General features: G+C 71.5%; 13 protein-coding genes. 9 read left to right on the top strand and 4 right to left on the bottom strand.

The annotated features are described in order from the left end of the window. Nucleotides 1–293 precede the first annotated feature (293 nt). Complete coding sequence (locus tag AC5L38_RS09980; protein ID WP_495242468.1) at nucleotides 294–1,274, bottom strand: Gfo/Idh/MocA family protein; 981 nt, start codon at nucleotides 1,272–1,274, stop codon at nucleotides 294–296. Between the two features lie 130 nt (nucleotides 1,275–1,404). Then, nucleotides 1,405–2,988 carry a peptide chain release factor 3 gene (locus tag AC5L38_RS09985; protein WP_495242469.1) on the bottom strand — a complete coding sequence of 528 codons (1,584 nt, stop codon included), beginning with the start codon at nucleotides 2,986–2,988 and terminating at the stop codon, nucleotides 1,405–1,407. Nucleotides 2,989–3,252: 264 nt separating this feature from the next. Between AC5L38_RS09985 and AC5L38_RS09990 the strand changes: the two genes are divergently transcribed. From AC5L38_RS09990 to AC5L38_RS10020, 7 genes are all read left to right on the top strand, one after another. Beyond that, the gene (locus tag AC5L38_RS09990) at nucleotides 3,253–4,014 is read left to right on the top strand and encodes a PP2C family protein-serine/threonine phosphatase (RefSeq protein WP_495242470.1); all 762 of its coding nucleotides are present in this window, start codon (nucleotides 3,253–3,255) and stop codon (nucleotides 4,012–4,014) included. A 634-nt stretch (nucleotides 4,015–4,648) separates the two neighbouring features. Further along, the gene (locus AC5L38_RS09995; RefSeq protein ID WP_495242471.1) at nucleotides 4,649–5,263 is read left to right on the top strand and encodes a hypothetical protein; all 615 of its coding nucleotides are present in this window, start codon (nucleotides 4,649–4,651) and stop codon (nucleotides 5,261–5,263) included. A gap of 13 nt (nucleotides 5,264–5,276) precedes the next feature. Continuing rightward, the gene (locus tag AC5L38_RS10000; protein ID WP_495242472.1) at nucleotides 5,277–7,430 is read left to right on the top strand and encodes a flotillin family protein; all 2,154 of its coding nucleotides are present in this window, start codon (nucleotides 5,277–5,279) and stop codon (nucleotides 7,428–7,430) included. Further along, a complete protein-coding gene (locus tag AC5L38_RS10005) occupies nucleotides 7,427–12,478 on the top strand; it encodes a DNA repair ATPase (RefSeq protein WP_495242473.1) in 5,052 nt (1,683 codons plus the stop codon). The genes AC5L38_RS10000 and AC5L38_RS10005 overlap by 4 nt, the downstream gene beginning before the upstream one ends. A gap of 72 nt (nucleotides 12,479–12,550) precedes the next feature. Next, nucleotides 12,551–13,564, top strand: coding sequence for a hypothetical protein (locus AC5L38_RS10010; protein ID WP_495242474.1), 1,014 nt, complete (start codon nucleotides 12,551–12,553; stop codon nucleotides 13,562–13,564). Between the two features lie 195 nt (nucleotides 13,565–13,759). Further along, nucleotides 13,760–14,122 (top strand): DUF488 domain-containing protein, encoded by a 363-nt coding sequence (locus tag AC5L38_RS10015; RefSeq protein WP_495242475.1) that lies wholly within the window; start codon nucleotides 13,760–13,762, stop codon nucleotides 14,120–14,122. Nucleotides 14,123–14,397: 275 nt separating this feature from the next. Next, nucleotides 14,398–15,228: a phosphoribosylaminoimidazolesuccinocarboxamide synthase gene (locus tag AC5L38_RS10020; protein WP_495242476.1), complete on the top strand. Its 831-nt coding sequence runs from the start codon at nucleotides 14,398–14,400 to the stop codon at nucleotides 15,226–15,228. Between the two features lie 196 nt (nucleotides 15,229–15,424). Here the strand turns inward: AC5L38_RS10020 and AC5L38_RS10025 are convergent, their stop codons facing one another. Beyond that, nucleotides 15,425–16,228: a PP2C family protein-serine/threonine phosphatase gene (locus AC5L38_RS10025; protein WP_495242477.1), complete on the bottom strand. Its 804-nt coding sequence runs from the start codon at nucleotides 16,226–16,228 to the stop codon at nucleotides 15,425–15,427. Nucleotides 16,229–16,312: 84 nt separating this feature from the next. On the opposite strand from AC5L38_RS10025, the gene AC5L38_RS10030 reads away from it, so the two are divergent. Both AC5L38_RS10030 and AC5L38_RS10035 read left to right on the top strand, forming a co-directional pair. After that, a complete protein-coding gene (locus tag AC5L38_RS10030) occupies nucleotides 16,313–18,232 on the top strand; it encodes an HsdM family class I SAM-dependent methyltransferase (protein ID WP_495242478.1) in 1,920 nt (639 codons plus the stop codon). Then, entirely contained in the window at nucleotides 18,216–19,151 is a 936-nt protein-coding gene (locus AC5L38_RS10035; RefSeq protein ID WP_495242479.1) for a serine/threonine-protein kinase, read from the top strand. The genes AC5L38_RS10030 and AC5L38_RS10035 overlap by 17 nt, the downstream gene beginning before the upstream one ends. Nucleotides 19,152–19,222: 71 nt before the next feature. On the opposite strand, the gene AC5L38_RS10040 is transcribed toward AC5L38_RS10035, so the two are convergent. After that, nucleotides 19,223–19,549 carry a hypothetical protein gene (locus AC5L38_RS10040; RefSeq protein ID WP_495242480.1) on the bottom strand — a complete coding sequence of 109 codons (327 nt, stop codon included), beginning with the start codon at nucleotides 19,547–19,549 and terminating at the stop codon, nucleotides 19,223–19,225. Nucleotides 19,550–19,685 lie beyond the last annotated feature (136 nt).

Below are 19,685 nucleotides of genomic sequence, written 5' to 3' on the forward strand. Positions count from 1 at the left end.
CCGCAACCACCACGCCCGCGCAGGCCGGAGGCCTGAACCACCAGAGCGCAACTGAGACGGCCGTCCGGAACACCCGCCCACCGCAGCGAGCACCAACAACAACCACGAAGAACACCCGCCCACCACAGCGAACACCAACAACAACCACAAAGAACACCCGCCCACCACAGCGAACACCAAGACCAGCCACGAAGAACGCCCGCCCACCGCAGCGACCACACCGAGCGCACCCGGAAAACTCCGGGTGCGCTGAGAGGGAGCCGCTCCAGTGTCCGAAAAAGGGAAACGCTCGATCACTCGCCAGGAAAACGGACACCCACCTGCGAGCGGACCTCGTCCAGGATGCCCATCACGTCGAGAGTCGCCTGCCAGGGCATCAGCGGGCTCTCCAGCAGGCCCTCGCGCAGGCAGCGCATGGCCTCGGCCGCCTCGTGGAGCATGCCCTTCCCCTCGAAGGGGACGTGGAAGGTCTCCGGCTCGCCCTCCGTCGGGTGCAGGGTGAAGGTGTCGGGGCGGAAGAACGGGCCCGGCAGCTCGATCCGGCCGAGCGTGCCGGAGACGGACGCGGCGACCGGGCTGTGCGTGGTGATGCCGCAGGACAGCAGGGCGACCGCCCCGCTGTCGTAGCCGAGCAGCACGCCGGTGTTCTCGTCCACCCCCTCGGGGGTCAGCCGCGCCCAGGAACGCACCCCTGCGGGAGCGCCGAGCACCATGTGGGCGAAGGAGATCGGGTAGACGCCCACGTCGAGCAGGGCGCCACCGCCCAGTTCCGGGTTGCGGAGCCGGTGCTCGGGCGGGACGGAGACGGAGAACCCGAAGTCGGCGTGGACGGTCTGGACCGGGCCGATCGCGCCGCCCTCGACCAGTTCCATGACCTTGCGGACGGCCGGGAGGCAGCGCGTCCACATGGCCTCCATCAGGAACAGGCCCCGCTCCCGCGCGAGGTCGACCAGCTCGGCGGCCTCGGCCCGGTTGAGGGTGAACGACTTCTCGCACAGGACGGCCTTGCCCCCTTCGAGGCAGGTCCGTACGGCGTCGTGGTGGGCGTTCTGGGTGTTGGCGACGTAGACGATGTCCACCTCGGGGTCGGCGGCGAGTTCCGCCCAGCTCCCGTGGGCCCGCGGGATGCCGTGCCGGTCGGCGAAGGCCCGCGCGGACTCCTCCGACCGCGACCCGACCGCGACCACCTCGGCGTCCGGCAGGAGCTTCAGGTCCTCGGTGAAGGTCGCGGCGATGCCGCCGGTTGCCAGGATTCCCCACTTAATCGCGCTCATAACGACATATCTCACCACGAACGCCTGACGAGGGAGGCCCCCGGTACCCGGACCTCCCCGTCTCACCTCACACGAGCCCCGAACGAGCCCCGGATAAGCCCCGGACGACCCGTCTCACCTCACCGCGCCGTCAGCCGCGCGTGTCGGCGAGCAGGGCGTTCAGCACCAGGTCGGGGTTGTCGCGCATCACGCCGCGCATGCGCCACTCGTCGGTGAACAGCGCCAGCAGGGCGCCGTCGAGCGAGCGGGTGAAGACCTCCACCCCGCGCTGGCGGGCCAGGAACGGCGCCGACTCGGCGTCGGTGAGCCTGGCGATGCCGAAGTCGAGCCGGTCCATCAGGATCTCGGTGTTGAACTCGGCGGCCATCCGGTGCTTGACCACGTCGAACTGCATCGGGCCCACCGCGGCGAGCACCGGCGACTGGTCGCCGCGGACGTCGGAGCGGAGCACCTGGACCACGCCCTCGGCGTCGAGCTGCTCGATCCCCTTGCGGAACTGCTTGGAACGGCTGGAGTCGCGGACCCTGGCGGTGGAGAAGTGCTCGGGGGCGAAGCTCGGGATCCTCGGGAACTCGACGGCCGGGCCGTCGTAGAGCGTGTCGCCGGGGCGCAGGGCGCTGGCGTTGACCAGGCCGACCACGTCGCCGGGGTAGGCCTCGTCGATCGTGGCGCGCTCCTGGCCGAAGACCGACTGGGCGTACTTGGTCGCGAACGGGCGGGCGGTGGCCGCGTGGATGAGCACCATGCCGCGCTCGAACCTGCCCGAGCAGACCCGGACGAAGGCGATGCGGTCGCGGTGGGAGGGGTCCATGTTGGCCTGCACCTTGAAGACCAGGCCGGAGAACGGCTCCTCCAGCGGGCGCGGGTCGTCGGCGACGTCCGGGCGGGGCGCGGGGGCGGGGGCGATGTCGACCATGGCGTCCAGCAGGCGGCCGACGCCGAAGTTGGACAGCGCGGCCCCGAACAGCACCGGGGTCGACTCGTGCGCCTCGAAGGTCTTCTGGTCGTGGTCGGCGCCGATCGCGGAGAGCAGGTCGATCTCGTCCTTGGCCCGCTCCCAGTCGCCGCCCAGCTCCGCCAGCGCCTGCTCGGCGCTCAGGTCGGTCTCGATGGCCTTGGTGGCTCCGCCGGGGGTGCGGGTGTAGCGGACGATCCGGTCGGCGGCGCGGTCGGCCACCCCGTGGAAGAAGCCGCCGGTGCCGATCGGCCAGGTGATCGGCGTGGGCTTCAGACCGGTGCGCTCCTCGATCTCGTCCAGCAGCTCCAGCGCCTCGCGCCCCGGCCGGTCCCACTTGTTGACGAACGTGATCACCGGGATGCGGCGGTGCCGGCATACCTCGAACAGCTTCAGGGTCTGCGGCTCCATGCCCTTGGCCGCGTCGAGCAGCATGACCGCGCAGTCGACGGCGGCGAGCACCCGGTAGGTGTCCTCGGAGAAGTCGGCGTGGCCGGGGGTGTCGACCAGGTTGAACATGTGGCCGCGGTACTCGAACCGGAGCGCGGCGGAGGTGATGGAGATGCCCCGGGCCTTCTCCATCTCCATCCAGTCGGAGGTGACCCCGCGCCGCCCGGACTTGCCGTGCACCGCACCCGCCTGGCTGATCGCGGAGGCGTGCAGTGCCAGCGCCTCGGTCATGGTCGACTTACCCGCGTCAGGGTGGCTGATCACCGCGAACGTGCGGCGCCGAGCCGCCTCCTGAATGATCGCGGCCATTACTGATCTCCTAGCGATGCGTAAGGTGGGGAACTCCGGGCACAGTGCGGGGGCACTGAAGGGGCCCTTGGGTGGCACTGAGGGTGGCACTGAAACCAGCTTACGCGCCACCACAGGTGTCAACAGATGTGGCAACACTTCCCCAGGCCGCTTGCGCCACCATGGTGTTAAGTGGATCGTGGAACATCTCGGTTCGCCCTATGCCCATCCCAACTGTCCGAAAGCGGCTCAGCTCGTGCAACTCGACGATCTAGTGATGTGCAGATGATCACGCTGCGCTATACGGCAGGTTCCGACGTCGGCCGGATCCGGCAAGGCAACGAGGACGCCGCCTACGCGGGCGCCCGGCTTCTCGCCGTCGCCGACGGGATGGGCGGTCACGTGGGCGGGGAGGTCGCCAGTTCGGCGGCGATCGCCACCGTCGCGTCCCTGGACCAGGAGTGCCCCGGCGATCTCGCCGCCGCCGCCGAGGCCGGGGTCCGCAAGGCCAACCAGCGCCTGCGCGAGCTGGTCGAGGAAGACCCGTCGCTCACCGGCATGGGCACCACCCTGACCCTGATGCTCTGGAACGGCTCCCGCGTCGCCCTGGCCCACATCGGCGACTCCCGCGCCTACCTCCTGCGCAACGGTGACCTGTACCAGATCACCTACGACCACACCCTGGTCCAGACGCTGATGGACGACGGCAGGATCACCGCCGAGGAGGCCGCCCGCCACCCGCACCGGTCGATCCTGCTGCAGGTCCTCGACGGCGGCGACAACCTTGAGCTCGACCTCTCTCTCCGGGACGCCGAGCTCGGCGACCGCTATCTGCTCTGTTCCGACGGGCTGTCCGGGGTGGTCGACGCCGAACGGCTCCGCCAGGTGCTCGCCGAGGTCGACGACCTCGACGAGGTGACGCGTCAGCTGATCGCTCTCGCCTGCGAGGCGGGAGGTCCCGACAACATCACCTGTGTGGTCGCCGACGTGGTCGAGGGAGACCTCTCCGACGACCCGGTGGTGGTCGGCTCGGCCAACCCCTCGTAGCGGCCGTCCCCGTGACGGCCACCCCTGTATGACGGGCGGCCTCGCGTGGGCGGCCGACCTTTCGTGACGGGCACCCCTGCGTGAGAGGGGGAAACCCTCGTGGCGGGCGGCCCCCGTCCGGCGGACGACCTCACGCGGCGGGCCCCCGTGGCAAGCGGTTCCGGTACGCGGCGGGTTCTGGTCGCCGTCCGGGACAGCGGTTATCGTCGGAGATCCACGCTCCTCGCCGATCACCGCTTCGGAGGGATGTTCCTCATGTACAAGGAGTTCGCCATCGAGGCGATCGTGTGGCTCATTCCCGTCGTGATCCTCGTCGGCCTCGCCTACATGATCACTCGCCCCGCCTGACCTCCCGGGACGTCTCTCCGGGACAGGGCCGAGGACGCGGAGCCCCGCTCCCGTTCCTCCGCTTCTCCATGCCCCCGTTCTCCCGCCCCCGGGCCCTCCAACGCTTCCTGCCTCTCGCGCCCCGGGTGAGTCCCGCGCGCCGACGGCCCCTGTGAGCGGAAATTCATACGGATATTTGTCCATCTTGGGAACTATTCCCTTTAACTGAACTTTATCTGTATATAGTCACCCACACGTGCTCGGGGGAGCGCGTTCCGGTATGCCAGCAGGGGGATTTCACACGCCGATGGGCCAGTTCGTCGATGCCGCACTGTCTTTTCCGACCGTCCTGTTCACGTTCCTGCTCCTGGTGATCGTCGCGTACTGGGTGCTCGTCGTGGCCGGGGTGTTCGGGTTCGACGGTGGAGGCGACGGGGACGGGTCCGAGGCGACGGGGGCCACCGGCCTCCTGAGCGGTATGGGACTCGGCGGGGTCCCGGCCGCGGTGGCCGTCTCGCTGCTGGTCGCCGTCGCGTGGTTCGCGAGCCTCGTGGGCGGCACGCTGTTCACGAGCACCCCCGCCCTGGTCGCCGTACTGGTCGCGGCACTGGTCTGCGCCTGGGCGTGCACGCGCCTCGTCGTCCTGTCACTGCGGCGTCTCGTCCCGAAGGAGCGCGTCCCCTCCCGCGCCGACTTCGTGGGCCGCATGTGTGTCATCCGCACGCGCCGCGTGGGCCACGACTTCGGCCAGGCCGAGGTCACGTCCGCCGACGGCTCATCCGCTCTCGTTCAAGTACGACAGACCGGTGACGAGGTTTTCGCCGCCGGCAGCGTCGCCCTGATATTCGCCTATGACTCCCCCGGCGAGTTCTTCTGGGTGATGCCGTACGACGCGGAACTCGACCCTGATCGTCCTATTTAACCGAGGGACCACATTGGACGTCATCTCCACCGGGCTCGGCATCCTCCTCGCCGTCGTCCTCCTCGTCGTCATCGCCCTGCTCTTCATGATCAGCCGGCTGTTCAACAAGGTGGAACAGGGCAAGGCCCTGATCATCTCGAAGATCAACAAGGTCGACGTCACGTTCACCGGCGCCGTCGTGCTGCCCGTCTTCCACAAGTCCGAGCTCATGGACATCTCGGTGAAGACCATCGAGATCGCCCGTACCGGCCGTGAGGGCCTGATCTGTCGCGACAACATCCGCGCCGACATCCGCATCACCTTCTTCGTCCGGGTCAACAAGACCGTCGAGGACGTGGTGAAGGTCGCCCAGGCGATCGGCACCGCGCGGGCGAGCGACCAGGAGACGTTGCAGGAGCTGTTCAACGCCAAGTTCTCCGAGGCGCTCAAGACGGTCGGCAAGCAGCTCGACTTCGTGGACCTCTACACCCAGCGCGACCAGTTCCGCGACCAGATCATCCAGGTCATCGGCACCGACCTCAACGGCTACAGCCTCGAGGACGCGGCGATCGACTACCTGGAGCAGACCTCGCTGCTCTCCCTGGACAAGAACAACATCCTCGACGCGCAGGGCATCAGGAAGATCACCGAGCTGACCGCCATCGAGCACGTGCGGACCAACGAGTTCCAGCGGCGCGAGGAGAAGGAGATCACCCGCCAGAACGTGGACGCGCGGGAGGCCATCCTGGAGCTGGAGCGCCGCCAGGCCGACGCGGAGACCAAGCAGAAGCGCGAGGTCGAGACCATGCGCGCCCGCGAGGAGGCGGAGACCGCCAAGGTCCAGGCCGAGGAGCGGCTGAAGGCGCACGCCGCGCACCTGCGTACCGACGAGCAGCTCGGCGTCCAGCAGGAGAACCAGGCCCGCGAGATCGCGGTGGCGGCGAAGAACCGCGAGCGGGTCCTCGCCATCGAGACCGAGCGCATCGAGAAGGACCGCATGCTGGAGGTCATCGCCCGCGAGCGCGAGACCGAGCTGTCGCGCATCTCCAAGGACAAGGAGGTGGAGGGCGAGAAGCGCTCCATCGCCGAGGTGATCCGCGAGCGGATCGTGGTGGAGAAGACGGTCGCCGAGCAGGAGGAGAGCATCAAGCGCCTGCGCGTGGTCGAGGAGGCCGAGCGGACCCGCCAGGCTGTGATCATCCAGGCCGAGGCCGAGGCGCAGGAGAGCCTGGTCAAGGACATCAAGGCCGCCGAGGCCTCCGAGGCCGCGTCCAAGCACCGGGCGCGCGAGGCGCTGGTGCTGGCCGAGTCGCGGCAGCAGGCTGCCGAGCTCGACGCCCGCGCCAAGATCCGTCTCGCCGAGGGCGTGCAGGCCGAGGCGGCCGCCTCCGGTCTGGCCGAGGTACAGGTACGCGAGCGGGACGCCGCGGCGATCGAGAAGGTCGGCCGCGCCGAGGCCGCCGTCGAGCGGGAGAAGGCGCTGGCGGTCGCCGAGGGCGAGCAGGCCAGGGCGCACGCCGCGGCCACCGCGGTGCGCGAGAAGCTGAAGGCCGAGGCGGAGGGCGAGCAGGCGATGGCGCTGGCCGCCGCCGCGACGGTCGGCGAGAAGCTCAAGGCCGAGGCCGAGGGTCTCACCGAGAAGGCCGCGGCGATGGCCGCGCTCACCGACGCGACCCGCGCCCACGAGGAGTACCGCCTGCGGCTGGAGGCCGAGAAGGAGATCCGCCTCGCCGGGGTGAACGTCCAGCTCAAGATCGCCGAGGCGCAGGCCTCCGTGGTGTCGGCCGGACTGTCCAAGGCCAACATCGACATCGTCGGCGGCGACACCGTGTTCTTCGACCGGCTGATGAGCTCGATCACCATGGGCAAGGCCGTGGACGGCTTCGTGGAGAACTCCGACGTCGCCCGCACGCTGGCCGGGCCGTACCTGGACGGCTCCGCGAGTCTCCCCGCCGACCTGGGCAGGGTCCTCGGCTCGATCGACACCGCCGACGTGCGGAACCTCTCGCTGTCCGCGCTGCTGATGAAAATGATCAAGGAGGGCGGTCCCGACGCGGACCGGCTGCGCGGCCTGCTGAGCGAGGCCCAGGCGGCCACCACGACCGAGGTCCCCGTCGCCGCGCTCACCGGTACCAACGCCGGCGCCGGCAACTCCACCGGTAACTCCGCCGGTTCCGCCAAGCAGTGACGTCCTCCACGGCGGAGGCCGTCACCGGCGCCCCCGGCGAGGGGGCGGGGCTGGACGCGGGCACCTACGAGGTGCTCCGCGCCCGGCTGGCCGAGCAGGCCGCGGAGCTGGCCCGGCAGTCCGACGCGCTCAACGCCGAGCGCCTGGCGGTGTTCGGCGGGGCCGAACTGCGCCTGGTCGGCACCGAGCGGATACGCACCGAGAACAACTGCGTGCCGCGCGACATCGTGTCGGTCGGCGGGCTCATGCTCTTCGGCTACAACGTGTTCATCGGGATGAAGCCGGAGACGACCGTCGAGGACGTCTTCTCCGTGCACACGTTCGTCCGGGACGCGACGGGCGACGGCGGGGAGAGCGGGAACGGGTTCCGGTTCGACCCGGCGCCGATGTTCCGCGACCCGCGCTTCGAGCGGGACTTCGCCGAGCTCTACCGGTACTACCGGGAGACCCGGCTGCTCCAGCTCCGCCGCGTCGAGGGCAAGATGCTGGCCGTCTTCCAGACCGGCCCGCAGGACACCCGCGTGCTGCGCTGGCAGGTCGGGGGGGACGGCACGCTCTCCTACATCGACGACCGGGGGGAACGCGACCACACGTTCCCGCCCTCGCACGACTTCGAGTGGATCCCGGCCACCCGCGACGACCACGTGACGGGCCGCCACCCGCACATCTCGATCGGGGGCGAGGTGTTCGTCGAGACCGTCGGCGGCGACCTCACCATCAAGATCGAGAACAACACCGAGACCGGGGAGGGCGTCTACCGCGAGCCCGTCGCGGAGCCGCTGCAGAGCCTCGCCGACGCGGAGGTGCACCACGCCAGGATCGGCCCGCTGATCCTGCTGCGGGTGCGGCCGTACAAGGAGCCGGAGTGGCGGCACCTGGTGTTCAACACCCGGACCAAGGGCGTGGTCCGCCTCGACGGCATCGGGCAGGCCTGCCAGCGCCTGCCCGAGGACCAGGGGATCATCTTCCCCGGCGGCTACTACCTGTCCACCGGGGTCAGCAAGACGTTCGACACCGACGTTTCGGAGCTGGAGTTCGAGCGGGTCATCCGCTCCCCCAACGGCGAGGACGTGCTGTACGTCTTCCACGCCCGCGCCGAGGGGCGGTCGCTGCTGCTGCCGTACAACGTGATCCGCAAGCAGGTGGAGACACCGCTGTCCTGCCACGGGTACTCGCTGTTCGACGACGGCACGCTGGTCGTCTTCAGGGCCACCTCCGACGAGCCCACCCGCGTCCACCCCATGCAGGTCTGGCAGACGGCCTACCAGTCGGACCTCTACGCCGCCGGGCGTCCGGCCGGCACCGGGCCGCTGGAGCGGATCGGCAACGCGGAGCTGGTGCGGGGCATCTCCGACTGCCTGTCGGTGGCGCGGATGGTCGAGGAGATGGCGCCGTCCGTCCCGGTCTTCGAGGCGCTGATCGCCTCCTGCGCCCGGGCCTTCGACCACTACCACTGGCTGGGCGAGCACCGGCTGCGCGGCCCGCTCGCCGACCTGCGGGCCACCGCCGAGCAGGTGCTGGACGAGTTCGAGAAGGTCCAGTCGCTCACCCGGCAGGCCGCCGAGGCGCTGGAGGCCGCCGCCGCCGAGGTCACCGCGCTCGTACGGCACGCGCGCGGCGAGGCGCCCCGGTCCGCGCAGGGCTGGGTCGACCGGCTGGCGGAGCTGCGGCGGTCGCAGGGACACCTGGTGACCCTGCGCGAGCTGCGCCACGTCGACACCGCCAGGATCGACGCGCTCGACGCGGAGCTCGCGGCCGAGCTGGACAGCACCGCGCAGCGCGCGGCGGGATTCCTGCGGGGCGACGACGCCTTCGCCGGGTACCACGCGGAGGTCGAGCGGCTGGTCTCCGACGCGGGCGCCATCGCGACCGTGGCCGAGGCCGGGCCGATCGGCGAGCGGCTGGAGCGGCAGGCCAGGGGCCTGGAGATCGTGGTCGAGGTGGTCGGCACGCTCGACATCGCCGACGCCACCGTGCGTACCGCCATCCTGGAACGGGTCGGCGAGGTGCTCGGCGGGGTCAACCGCGCCCGCGCCACGCTGGAGGCCCGGCGCGGGGAGCTGCTGGCCGGTGAGGGGCGGGCGGCCTTCGCGGCCGAGTACGCCCTGCTGGGGCAGGCGGTCACCGGGGCGCTGGCGATGTCCGACACCCCCGAGCGCTGCGACGAGCAGCTGGGCCGCCTGATGCTCCAGCTGGAGAACCTGGAGTCGCGCTTCGCCGAGTTCGACGACTTCCTGGGAAAGCTGGCCGCCAAGCGGGAGGACGTCTACGAGGCGTTCTCCTCGCGGCGCCAGGCGCTGCTCGACGAGCGGGCCCGCCGCGCCGACCGGCTGGCCGACTCCGCGACCCGCATCCTGTCGAGCGTGCGGCGGCGGGTGGTCGGGCTGGCGTCGCTGGACGAGGTCAACACCTACTTCGGGTCCGACCCGATGGTGCTCAAGCTGAAGGGCGTGGCCGGGGAGCTGCGCGCGCTGGGCGACCAGGTGCGCGCGGAGGAGCTCGAAGGGCGGATCAAGTCCGCCCGCCAGGAGGCGGGCCGCGCCCTGCGCGACCGGCTCGACCTCTACAGCGACGGCGGGGAGACGATCCGGCTCGGCCGCCACCTGTTCGCGGTCAACACCCAGCCGGCCGACCTCACCCTGGTCCCCCACGAGGACCGGATGGCGTTCGCCGTCACCGGGACCGACTACCGCTCCCCGGTGCGCGACGCGGCCTTCGAGGACACCCGGCCGTTCTGGAACCAGCTGACGGTCTCGGAGTCGCCGGAGGTCTACCGGGGCGAGCACCTGGCCGCCTCGATCCTCGCCGCCGCCGAGGCCGGGGTGCCGACCATCCCGGGCGCCGTCTCTCCGGGCGCCGTCTCTCCGGGCGCTGTCTCCTCCGGCGGCGAGAGGCCGCTCTCCCTGGAGGCGCTGCACGAGGCCGCGGTGACCGGCGGGGAGCTGCTGGGGATCGTCCGCCGGGTGGCGGAGACCCGGTACGACGAGGGCTACGAGCGCGGCGTCCACGACCACGACGCCACCGCGATCCTCCAGGCCGCGCTCCGCCTGCACGCGGGGGCGGGGCTGCTCCGCTACCCGCCCGCGGCGAGGGCCGCCGCCCAGCTCTTCTGGGCCTTCGGCACCGACGAGGCCGCCCGGGCGACGTGGACCACCCGGGCGACGTCGCTCGCGCGGGCCCGGACCCTGTTCGGCGGGGTCGAGGCGGTCGAGGAGACCCGCGCCGCCCTCGGCTCCGCGATCGCCTCCTTCAGCCGGGGTCTGCGCGGCGACACCGGAGACGAGAGCCTCTTCGAGCTGGCCGGGGAGTACCTGTTCGAGGAGCTGCCGGGCAAGCCGTTCGGGTTCGTGACCAGCGCGGGGGCGCGGTCGCTGCTCGACCGGTTCGACCGGGCGCTGGGGCCCGCGCGCGGGGAGTTCGAGGACGACCTGCGGGCGCTCGGCGACGACCTCGCCGCGCGCCACCGCCTGGCCGAGGCGTGGCTCTCCGCCTTCGACGCCTCGGCTCCCGGCGCCGGGCCGGTTCCGGGCTCCGGACGGACTTCGGAGGCCGGGTCGGCGGAGCTGGTGGAGGCGGTGGCCGTACTGCTGTGCGAGGTGCCCCGGCACGACTCCTCGGCGGCGCTGACCGTCACGGTCGAGGGGCTGCTCGGCGCGCACCCCCGGATCTCCGGGCGCGCGATGGAGCTGCGCCTGGACGAGTTCCTCGCCAGGACCCGGCACTTCCGCCTGCACCGCGTCCCCGCGTACCGCGCCTACCAGCGGCGGCGCAACGAGCTGGTCGCGGCCGAGCGCGAGCGGCTGAGGCTGGAGGAGTTCCGGCCGAAGGTGATGACCGCCTTCGTCCGCAACCAGCTGCTCGACGAGGTCTACCTGCCGCTGATCGGCGACAACCTGGCCAAGCAGCTCGGCGCGGCCGGGGACGCCAAGCGGACCGACCAGATGGGCATGCTGCTGCTCATCTCCCCGCCGGGCTACGGCAAGACCACCCTCATGGAGTACGTGGCCAACCGGCTCGGGCTCATCTTCGTCAAGGTCAACGGGCCGGCCCTGGGCCACCTGGTGACCTCGGTGGACCCGGCGCGGGCGCCCGACGCGACGGCTCGGCAGGAGATCGAGAAGATCTCCTTCGCGCTGGAGATGGGCAACAACGTCCTGCTCTACCTGGACGACATCCAGCACACCTCCCCCGAGCTGCTGCAGAAGTTCGTCTCCCTGTGCGACGGCCAGCGCCGGATGGAGGGCGTCTGGGAGGGCAAGACCCGCACCTACGACCTGCGGGGCAAGCGCTTCGCGGTCTGCATGGCGGGCAACCCCTACACCGAGGCGGGCAAGCGCTTCCGCATCCCCGACATGCTCGCCAACCGCGCCGACGTGTGGAACCTGGGCGACGTGCTGTCGGGGCGGGAGGAGCTGTTCGCGCTGAGCTACATCGACAACGCGCTCACCTCCAACCCGGTCCTGTCGCCGCTCTCCACCCGCGACCGGGGCGACATCCGCCTCCTGGTGCGGCTGGCGCGCGGCGACTCGGGGGTCCGGGCCGACCAGCTCTCCCACCCGTACTCCCCGGTGGAGCTGGAACAGGTCCTCGCGGTGCTGCGCAAGCTGCTGCGGGTCCAGCGGGTGGTGCTGGCCAACAACCAGGCCTACATCGCCTCGGCCGCCCAGTCGGACGCGGCGCGGACCGAGCCGCCGTTCCAGCTCCAGGGCTCGTACCGGAACATGAACAAGCTCGCGGCCCGGGTCGTCCCGGTGATGAACGACGCCGAGCTGGAGGCGGTGATCGACGACCACTACCTCGGCGAGGCCCAGACCCTCACCTCGGGCGCGGAGGCCAACCTGCTCAAACTGGCCGAGCTGCGCGGCACCATGACCCCCGTACAGGCCGCGCGATGGGCCGAGGTGAAGGCAGCCCACCTGCGTTCCCAGGCCCTCGGCGGCGCGGAGGACGACCCGATGACCCGCGCGGTCGGCGCGGTCGGCCTGCTGGCCGACCGGGTGAGCACCGCCATCGAACACGCCGCCGACCGCCTGTCCCCCGAGGCGTGACGTTTTAGTTGGAGGCTTATACGAAATGTCGGGGGTGAACAGTGGCGGGGAGGGAACCCGGGAGGGAACACTGTGGCCTACCCCGACCGGCATCCGGGGGCGCGGCCCGGTGTCCCCCTCGGGGGGCGGCACGGCGGGCAAACGCTCGTCGATCCGGCCGCGCTCGCCGGTCCCGGCGGTCAGGTCGCTCCCGCAGGTCACGTCGCCCTCGCAGGTCCGGCCGCCTTCTCCGGTCCGGCCGCTCTCTCCGGTCCGGCCGCCGGATCGGGGCTCGCCCCCGGCGGGCGGGGTGACCTCGACGGCGACCCGACCTCGCCGTCCACCGGGGCGGCGCGTCCCGGACGGTCCGGGCGACACCCCCGGGGTCTGGTGATCGCGGTGGCGGCGACGGTCACGGCCCTGGCGGTGGTGGCCGGGGTGCTGCTCGCGCCGTCCCTGTTCGGCGAGCGGGAGGCGACGAACGCGGGGCGGACGGGGACGTCCCTCGACCTCGCGGCGTTCCCCCGGGTCGATGTCGTCGACCGGTTCACCGACGACACCTCCGGGCACTACGCCGCGTACCGGGAGAACAACAACGAGATCCTGCCGGTGACCACCGCCGGGGAGGGGAAGTTCGCCGGGACCGGCTCGGCGCCGTTCTTCGGCCTGGTCGCCGGGACCGGGAGGCCGTCCTCCGGCGAGGCGGTCAGCGTGCTGACCACCGGCACGTTCGCCGGTACCGGGCAGCCGGAGGACAGCGTCTTCGTGGGGTGGGTGAAGGGCGGGAACGACTACGTGACCGCCTGGTACAACAACACGCGCAAGGACACGGGGCTCAACGTCCGGGTGAACGGCACCTACCTGGAGACCCCCGGCCAGTCCGCGCTGGCCCTCGAACCCGGGGACCGCTTCGCGCTGCTGCTGTCCGGCAACATGGTCACTTCCTACGCCGAGACCGACGGGGTGTGGCACCGGCTGATCACCGCCGACATCGGCGACGTGCTCGCGACCCCGCAGGCGCGGCAGGATTACCGCTACGGCTTCGGCCTGCGCGGCTCGACCGGCACGATCGGCATCGCCGGGACGGAGGGCCGCAGCGCCGAGTAGGCGCCGCGTCCGGACAGTCGCCCGGGCCGCGCCCCTTCGCGAGAGCCGGTCCCCCGGGCCGTGGGTCCCGGGACCGGGCCATCGTCGGGATCCGCGAGGTGGGACACCTGACCCCGGATGGCCTCGACCCGTTGAACACCGACATTTGCCGCCACCTGTGGCTGCCGTCGCCGGTCGACCGGGAATGGTCACCGTATGGCTGTCAAACCAGAGGTGCGGGTGCGCCGGGTCTACGAGGAGCCGGTGCCCCAGGACGGTGCCCGGGTGCTGGTCGACCGGATCTGGCCGCGCGGGCTGTCCAAGGAGAAGGCGCGCCTGGAGGAGTGGTGCAAGGCGGTGGCGCCCTCGACCGAGCTGCGCACGTGGTACGGCCACGATCCGGCCCGGTTCGAGGAGTTCGGCCGCCGGTACCGGGCCGAGCTCGAGGATCCCGAGCGGGCCGCCGCGCTGGAGCACCTGCGGGAGATGGCGAGGAGCCGGACGGTGACGCTCCTGACCGCGAGCAGGCGGGCCGACATCAGCGAGGCCGTGGTCCTCGCCGACCTGCTGCGAAGCTGAGTGACGTCCTGATCCTCAGTGATGTCCCGATCCCCGGTGACGTCCCGGTCCTCGCCGGTCCGCCACGGCGTCGAAGGGTGCCGTGGTCCTCGCCGTCGTACCGCGAAGTCGGGTGCGGTGTCCCGTCGGGCCCGGCACGGGAGGACGAAGGCGGGGCCGGTCGTCCGGCAGGGCGGGCGCGGGGCGCCGCCCGGTGTCGAATACGGTGAGCAGGTGTCGGTCAGCGACCGGTGGCCCGCCGAGGGCCGCCGGGTCGAGCGAGAGCAAGGAACGCAGTGAAGCTTCTTCATTCCGGGAAGGTCCGCGACGTCTACGAGGATCGCGGGGACATCGTCCTCGTGGCGTCCGACCGGGTGTCGGTGTACGACGTGATCCTGCCCACCCCGATCCCCGACAAGGGGAAGATCCTCACGCGGCTGTCGCTGTGGTGGTTCGAGCAGCTCGCCGACATCGTGCCCAACCACGTGATCTCGGCGACCGACGTGCCCGCCGAGTTCGAGGGGCGTGCGGTGCGGTGCCGAAGGCTGGAGATGGTGCAGGTCGAGTGCATCGCACGCGGCTACCTGACCGGCAGCGGGCTGAAGGAGTACCGGGAGCACGGGTCGGTCTCGGGCGTGCCGCTGCCGCCCGGGCTGGTCGACGGCTCCAAGCTCCCCGAGCCGATCTTCACCCCGAGCACCAAGGCCCCGCTGGGGCAGCACGACGAGCCCATCTCCTTCGAGGACGTCGTCTCTCAGGAGGGCGCGGAGGCCGCCGAGGAGTTCAGGCGGATCACGCTGGAGGTCTACCGGCGCGGCTCCGAGCTCGCGGCCGAGCGGGGCGTCATCATCGCCGACACCAAGATCGAGCTGGGCCGGGCCGCCGACGGCACGCTCGTGCTCGGTGACGAGGTGCTGACCTCCGACTCCTCCCGCTTCTGGCCCGCCGACCGGTGGGAGCCCGGCCACGCGCAGTTCTCCTTCGACAAGCAGTACGTGCGCGACTGGGCCACCGGCACGGGCTGGGACAAGAAGGAGCCCGCCCCGGAGGTGCCCGCCGAGGTCGTGGAGGTCACCCGGGCGCGCTACGTCGAGGCGTACGAGCGCATCACCGGCAAGACCTGGTGAGCGCCGGAGGGACGTGACCCGCTGACGGTGCCCGCCCGCACCGTCCACCGGCTCCCTGCCGGCTCCCTGTAGGCGTCATGTCGGCTCCGAGCCGGCTGCGGACCGGCTGGCTGCGGACCGGGCACGGGGTCGTGCGGGCGCCGTGCTCTCGCCGCGCCCGTTCTCGCCGCGCCCCCGGGGCCGAGGGCCGTACAGGTCAAAGGGAGAGTCTCCGCTCGACCGCGGCGCCCACGATGGCCGGGCCCGTCTGGGCCGCGTCGGTGGGCGCCCCGAAGTCGGCCACGACGCAGGTGATGTTGTCGGGGCCGCCGCCCCGGTTGGCCAGGTCGATGAGCCGGCGGACGGCCTCGTCGGGGTCGGAGATCTCGGTCAGCGTGTTGAACAGGGTCTCGGGTCCGACCACGGCGGTCAGGCCGTCGGAGCACAGCAGGTAGCGGTCCTGCGGGTAGGCCTCGCGCAGCGACAGGTCCAGCTCCCCGTCGCCGGTGCCTTCGAGGACCCGCAGCACCATCGACCGGCGCGGGTGCTCGGCGGCCTGCTCCGGGGTGATCCGCCCCTCGTCCACCAGCGACTGGACCAGGGTGTGGTCGTGGGTGATCTGGTACAGGGCACCGTCGCGCAGCATGTAGGCCCGGGAGTCGCCGACGTGGGCCAGGGCGAAGGTCGCGCCGTCCCAGAGCATGGCGGTCAAGGTGGTTCCCATGCCGCGGAGCGTGGGATCCTGCTCGCTCATGTCGCGCAGCGTGTGGTTCACGTCCCTGGCGGCGCCCTTGAGCGCGGCGAGCAGGTCGACACCACCGGCGGGCAGGGTGTCGTCCAGCTTCGCCATGGCGGTGACGGCAAGTGAGCTGGCGACCTCTCCACCCGCGTGACCACCCATGCCGTCGGCTATGACAAGCAGGCGCGCACTCGCGTAGCCCGAATCCTCGTTCGCCTCACGGCGGACACCTACGTCGGAGCGGGCCGCGTAGCGCAGTGCAAGTGGTTGGTTCAGTGCCATGAGGGCAGTAAATCATTGGTTGAAGCACTTCACAAGCAAAGTCGTTGTAGACCGTTGCGGCACAGTCAACTACTGTGGCCATCCATGGAGGAGAGCCAGGAGATCACCGTGAACGCGGGCGACATCGCCCGGCTCGCCGGGGTCGGCAGGGCAGCGGTGAGCAACTGGCGCCGCCGCCATGAGGACTTTCCCCAGCCCGTGGGCGGCACCGCCTCCAGCCCGCTGTTCTCCCTGCCCGAGATCGCCGTGTGGTTGCGCGCGAACGGCAAGTCATTCGAGTTCTCGCTCGGCGACCTGGTCTGGCAGCGGATGCGCACCTCGGTCGACGACCTCAGGCTGGGCGAGCTGGTGGCCAAGGTCGGCGCGTTCCTGCTGTTCCTGCGCCGCGAGCCGACCGCCTGGCGTGATCATGGTATGAAGTCTCTCACCCGCGTGGCCGAGGTGACGACGGACCTCCCCGGCTCCGCCGATCTCCGCCTGGACGACGTGGCCCTCGTCCGGCTGGTCGCCGAACTGGCCGCCGAGCACGGCCCCCTGGAGGTCTTCGAGTTCCTGTTCGGGCGTTACGCCGAGGCCCACTCCCGCCAGCTCCCGGTCACCAGGGACGACGTGGCCGCGCTCATGGTCCGGCTGGCGGCCGAGGACGGGGGCGTCGTCCTCGACCCCGCGTGCGGCGTCGGGACGCTGCTGCTGGGCGCGGACTCCCGGGCAGGGCGGAGGACCGTCCTGATGGGGCAGGAGATCAACGAGACGAACGCGCTGCTCACCGCCGTACGGATGCTGCTGCGCGGGGCCGAGGCGCGGATCGTCGCCGGTGACTCCCTGCGCGAGGACCGCCTGGCCGGGGAGCCCGCCGACGCCGTGGTCTGCGACCCGCCGTTCAACGAGCGGGTGTGGGGACACGAGGAGCTCGCCGGCGACCCGCGCTGGGAGTACGGGCTGCCGCCGCGCGGGGAGTCGGAGCTGGCCTGGGTGCAGCACTGCCTGGCCCGGGTGAGGCCGGGCGGCCTGGTGGCGATCCTGATGCCCACCGCCGCCGCCAGCCGCCGTCCCGGCAAGCGGATCCGCGGCAACCTGCTCCGGGCGGGGGCGCTGCGGGCCGTGGTGACGCTGGCGCCCGGCGGCCCCGACCTGTGGATGCTGCGCAGGCCCGACGGCGGGCGTCCGCCGTCCCAGCTGCTGGTGGTGGACGCCGGCGACGACCTGTCGATCGTGGAGCCCGCCTGGCGCGCGTACCTGGAGAACCCCGAGGCCGAGCTGTCCGGCGAGAGCCGGACGGTGCGGATCATCGACCTGCTCGACGACGAGGTCGACCTCGCCCCGTCCAGGCACCGCCCGCAGCACGGCGGCCTCGACTTCCTGCGCGACTTCACCGACGCGCTGGCCAGGTTCAAGGAGACCTCGGCCCTGCTGCCGGACGCCACGCCCGCCCTCCAGCCGCTCGCCGAGCGGCAGGACCTGCCGACCACCACGGTCGGCGAGCTGGCCAAGGCGGGGCTGATCACGATCCTGCAGGCACCGGCGAGGATGTCGGCCGACGAGGGCCCGCTCCCGGTGCTGACCGCCGACGACACCGCGGCGGGCGCGCCGCCCTCGGGCCGCACCACCCTCGACCCGGCCCTGGTCATGATCAGGCCGGGTGACGTGGTGACCACCGTGCTGGGCGCGGTCAGGGTGATCACCCACAGTGGCGCGGCGCTCGGCCCGCAGCTCACGCTCTACCGGGTCGACCCGCAGCGGCTCGACTCCGGGTTCCTCGCCGGTTTCCTGCGCTCGGCCGACGCGGCCAGGGTCCATCCCAGCTCCAGCCGCCTCGACGTGCGGCGGGCGCGGGTGCCCATGCTGCCCCTGTCCGACCAGCGGATGTACGGTACGGCCTTCCGCGAGCTGTTCGACCTGGAGGACAGACTGCGCGAAACGCGGACGCTGGGGGAAACGCTGATCCGGCTAGGCTTTGACGGACTGGTCGACGGTCATCTCCGGCCGTGTGACCAAGGAGCGTGACGCCCGCAGGTCCAGGGGAGGGTCGATGGTCATCGGCGACCGATACGTGCTCGACGACCTTCCTCTCGGCCAGGGAGGCATGGGGGCCGTCTACGGCGGCCACGACAAGCATCTCGACCGCCGGGTGGCCGTCAAGTTCCTGAAGTTCCTCACCGGCCCCGACGAGGAGCTGAAGCGGCGTTTCCTGCGCGAGGCCCGCATCCTGGCCAGGCTGGAGCACCCCGGCGCCCCGGTCCTGTACGACTTCGGCACCTTCGACCAGCGGCTGTTCCAGGTGATGCAGTTCATCGAGGGCGTCACCGTGGCCGACGTGGTCAGCGAGCACGGCCCGCTCCCGGTGCCGTGGGCGGCGGCGATCGCCGCCCAGGCCTGCGCGGTGCTGACGGCCGCCCACGCGCTGTCCATCTACCACCGCGACCTGAAGCCGACCAACCTGATGCTCTGCCCCGACGGGAGCGTGAAGGTCCTCGACTTCGGCCTGGCCGTGCTCCGCGAGTCCGGCTCGACCCAGTTCACCCGGGTGGGCCAGATCCTCGGCACCCCGTCGTACATGGCGCCCGAGCAGATCCAGCGCGGCCTGTCCGGCCCCCGCAGCGACCTCTACGCCCTCGGGTGCGTGATCCACGAGATGCTGACGGGCCGCCAGCTGTTCACCGGGCCAACCGAGTACGCCGTGTTCGAGCGCCAGGTGAAGGAACGCCCGCCGGAGGTGCCCGGGGTCCCGGACGAGCTGAACCGCCTCGTCGCCGAGCTGCTGGAGAAGGACCCCGACGACCGCCCGCCGGGCGCCGACGTCCTCTACGAGCGGCTGCAGCCCTTCGCGGTGGACCTGCCGATGCTTCCGGGCTTCCTGCACCCGCCGTCGGTGCCGAGCCCGGGGCGGATGTACGCGCGGATGGTCGGCCGGGTCCTGGGCTGACGGGCTCGCGGCCCCCGCCTCCGGAGGGCGCCGGGCGACGGCCGCGCTCCCACGTCACAGGCGTCCTTCACCTACGCCTTCGGTGCGTAGTACAGGTCGTTCAGGTCGCTGCCGGGGTTGTAGACGCAGTAGTAGTCGCGCCCGGGGTGGCTGGCGTGAGCGCTGACCTCTTCGTACAGGCAGCCGTAGCAGTTGCCCTGGCTCATGACGTACGTGCTGCCGGGGCGTACGGAAGTCGGGAAGTCACAGTGGTTGACCGCGACCGGCGTCGGGTCCCGCGTGGCACCGCCGGCGGTCCCGGCCGCGCACCTCGGTGCGAGCAGCACGCTCAGGCCGATCGCCAGCACGACGCTCGTACCGATGAGCGCGATCACCCGAGCGAGGTCGCCCTTCTTCACGAACATCTCCTTCCATAGCCGATCCTGATGATTGCGACCGCGTGGTCGTGGTGTCCGCCGGAGCCGATCTCCGGCCGGACAGCGCCCTGACCGGGGGCGACGCCCCCTCGGTCTCGCGGCCGGGACGGTTGGGCGG

It is taken from the genome of Streptosporangium nanhuense (assembly GCF_059358815.1).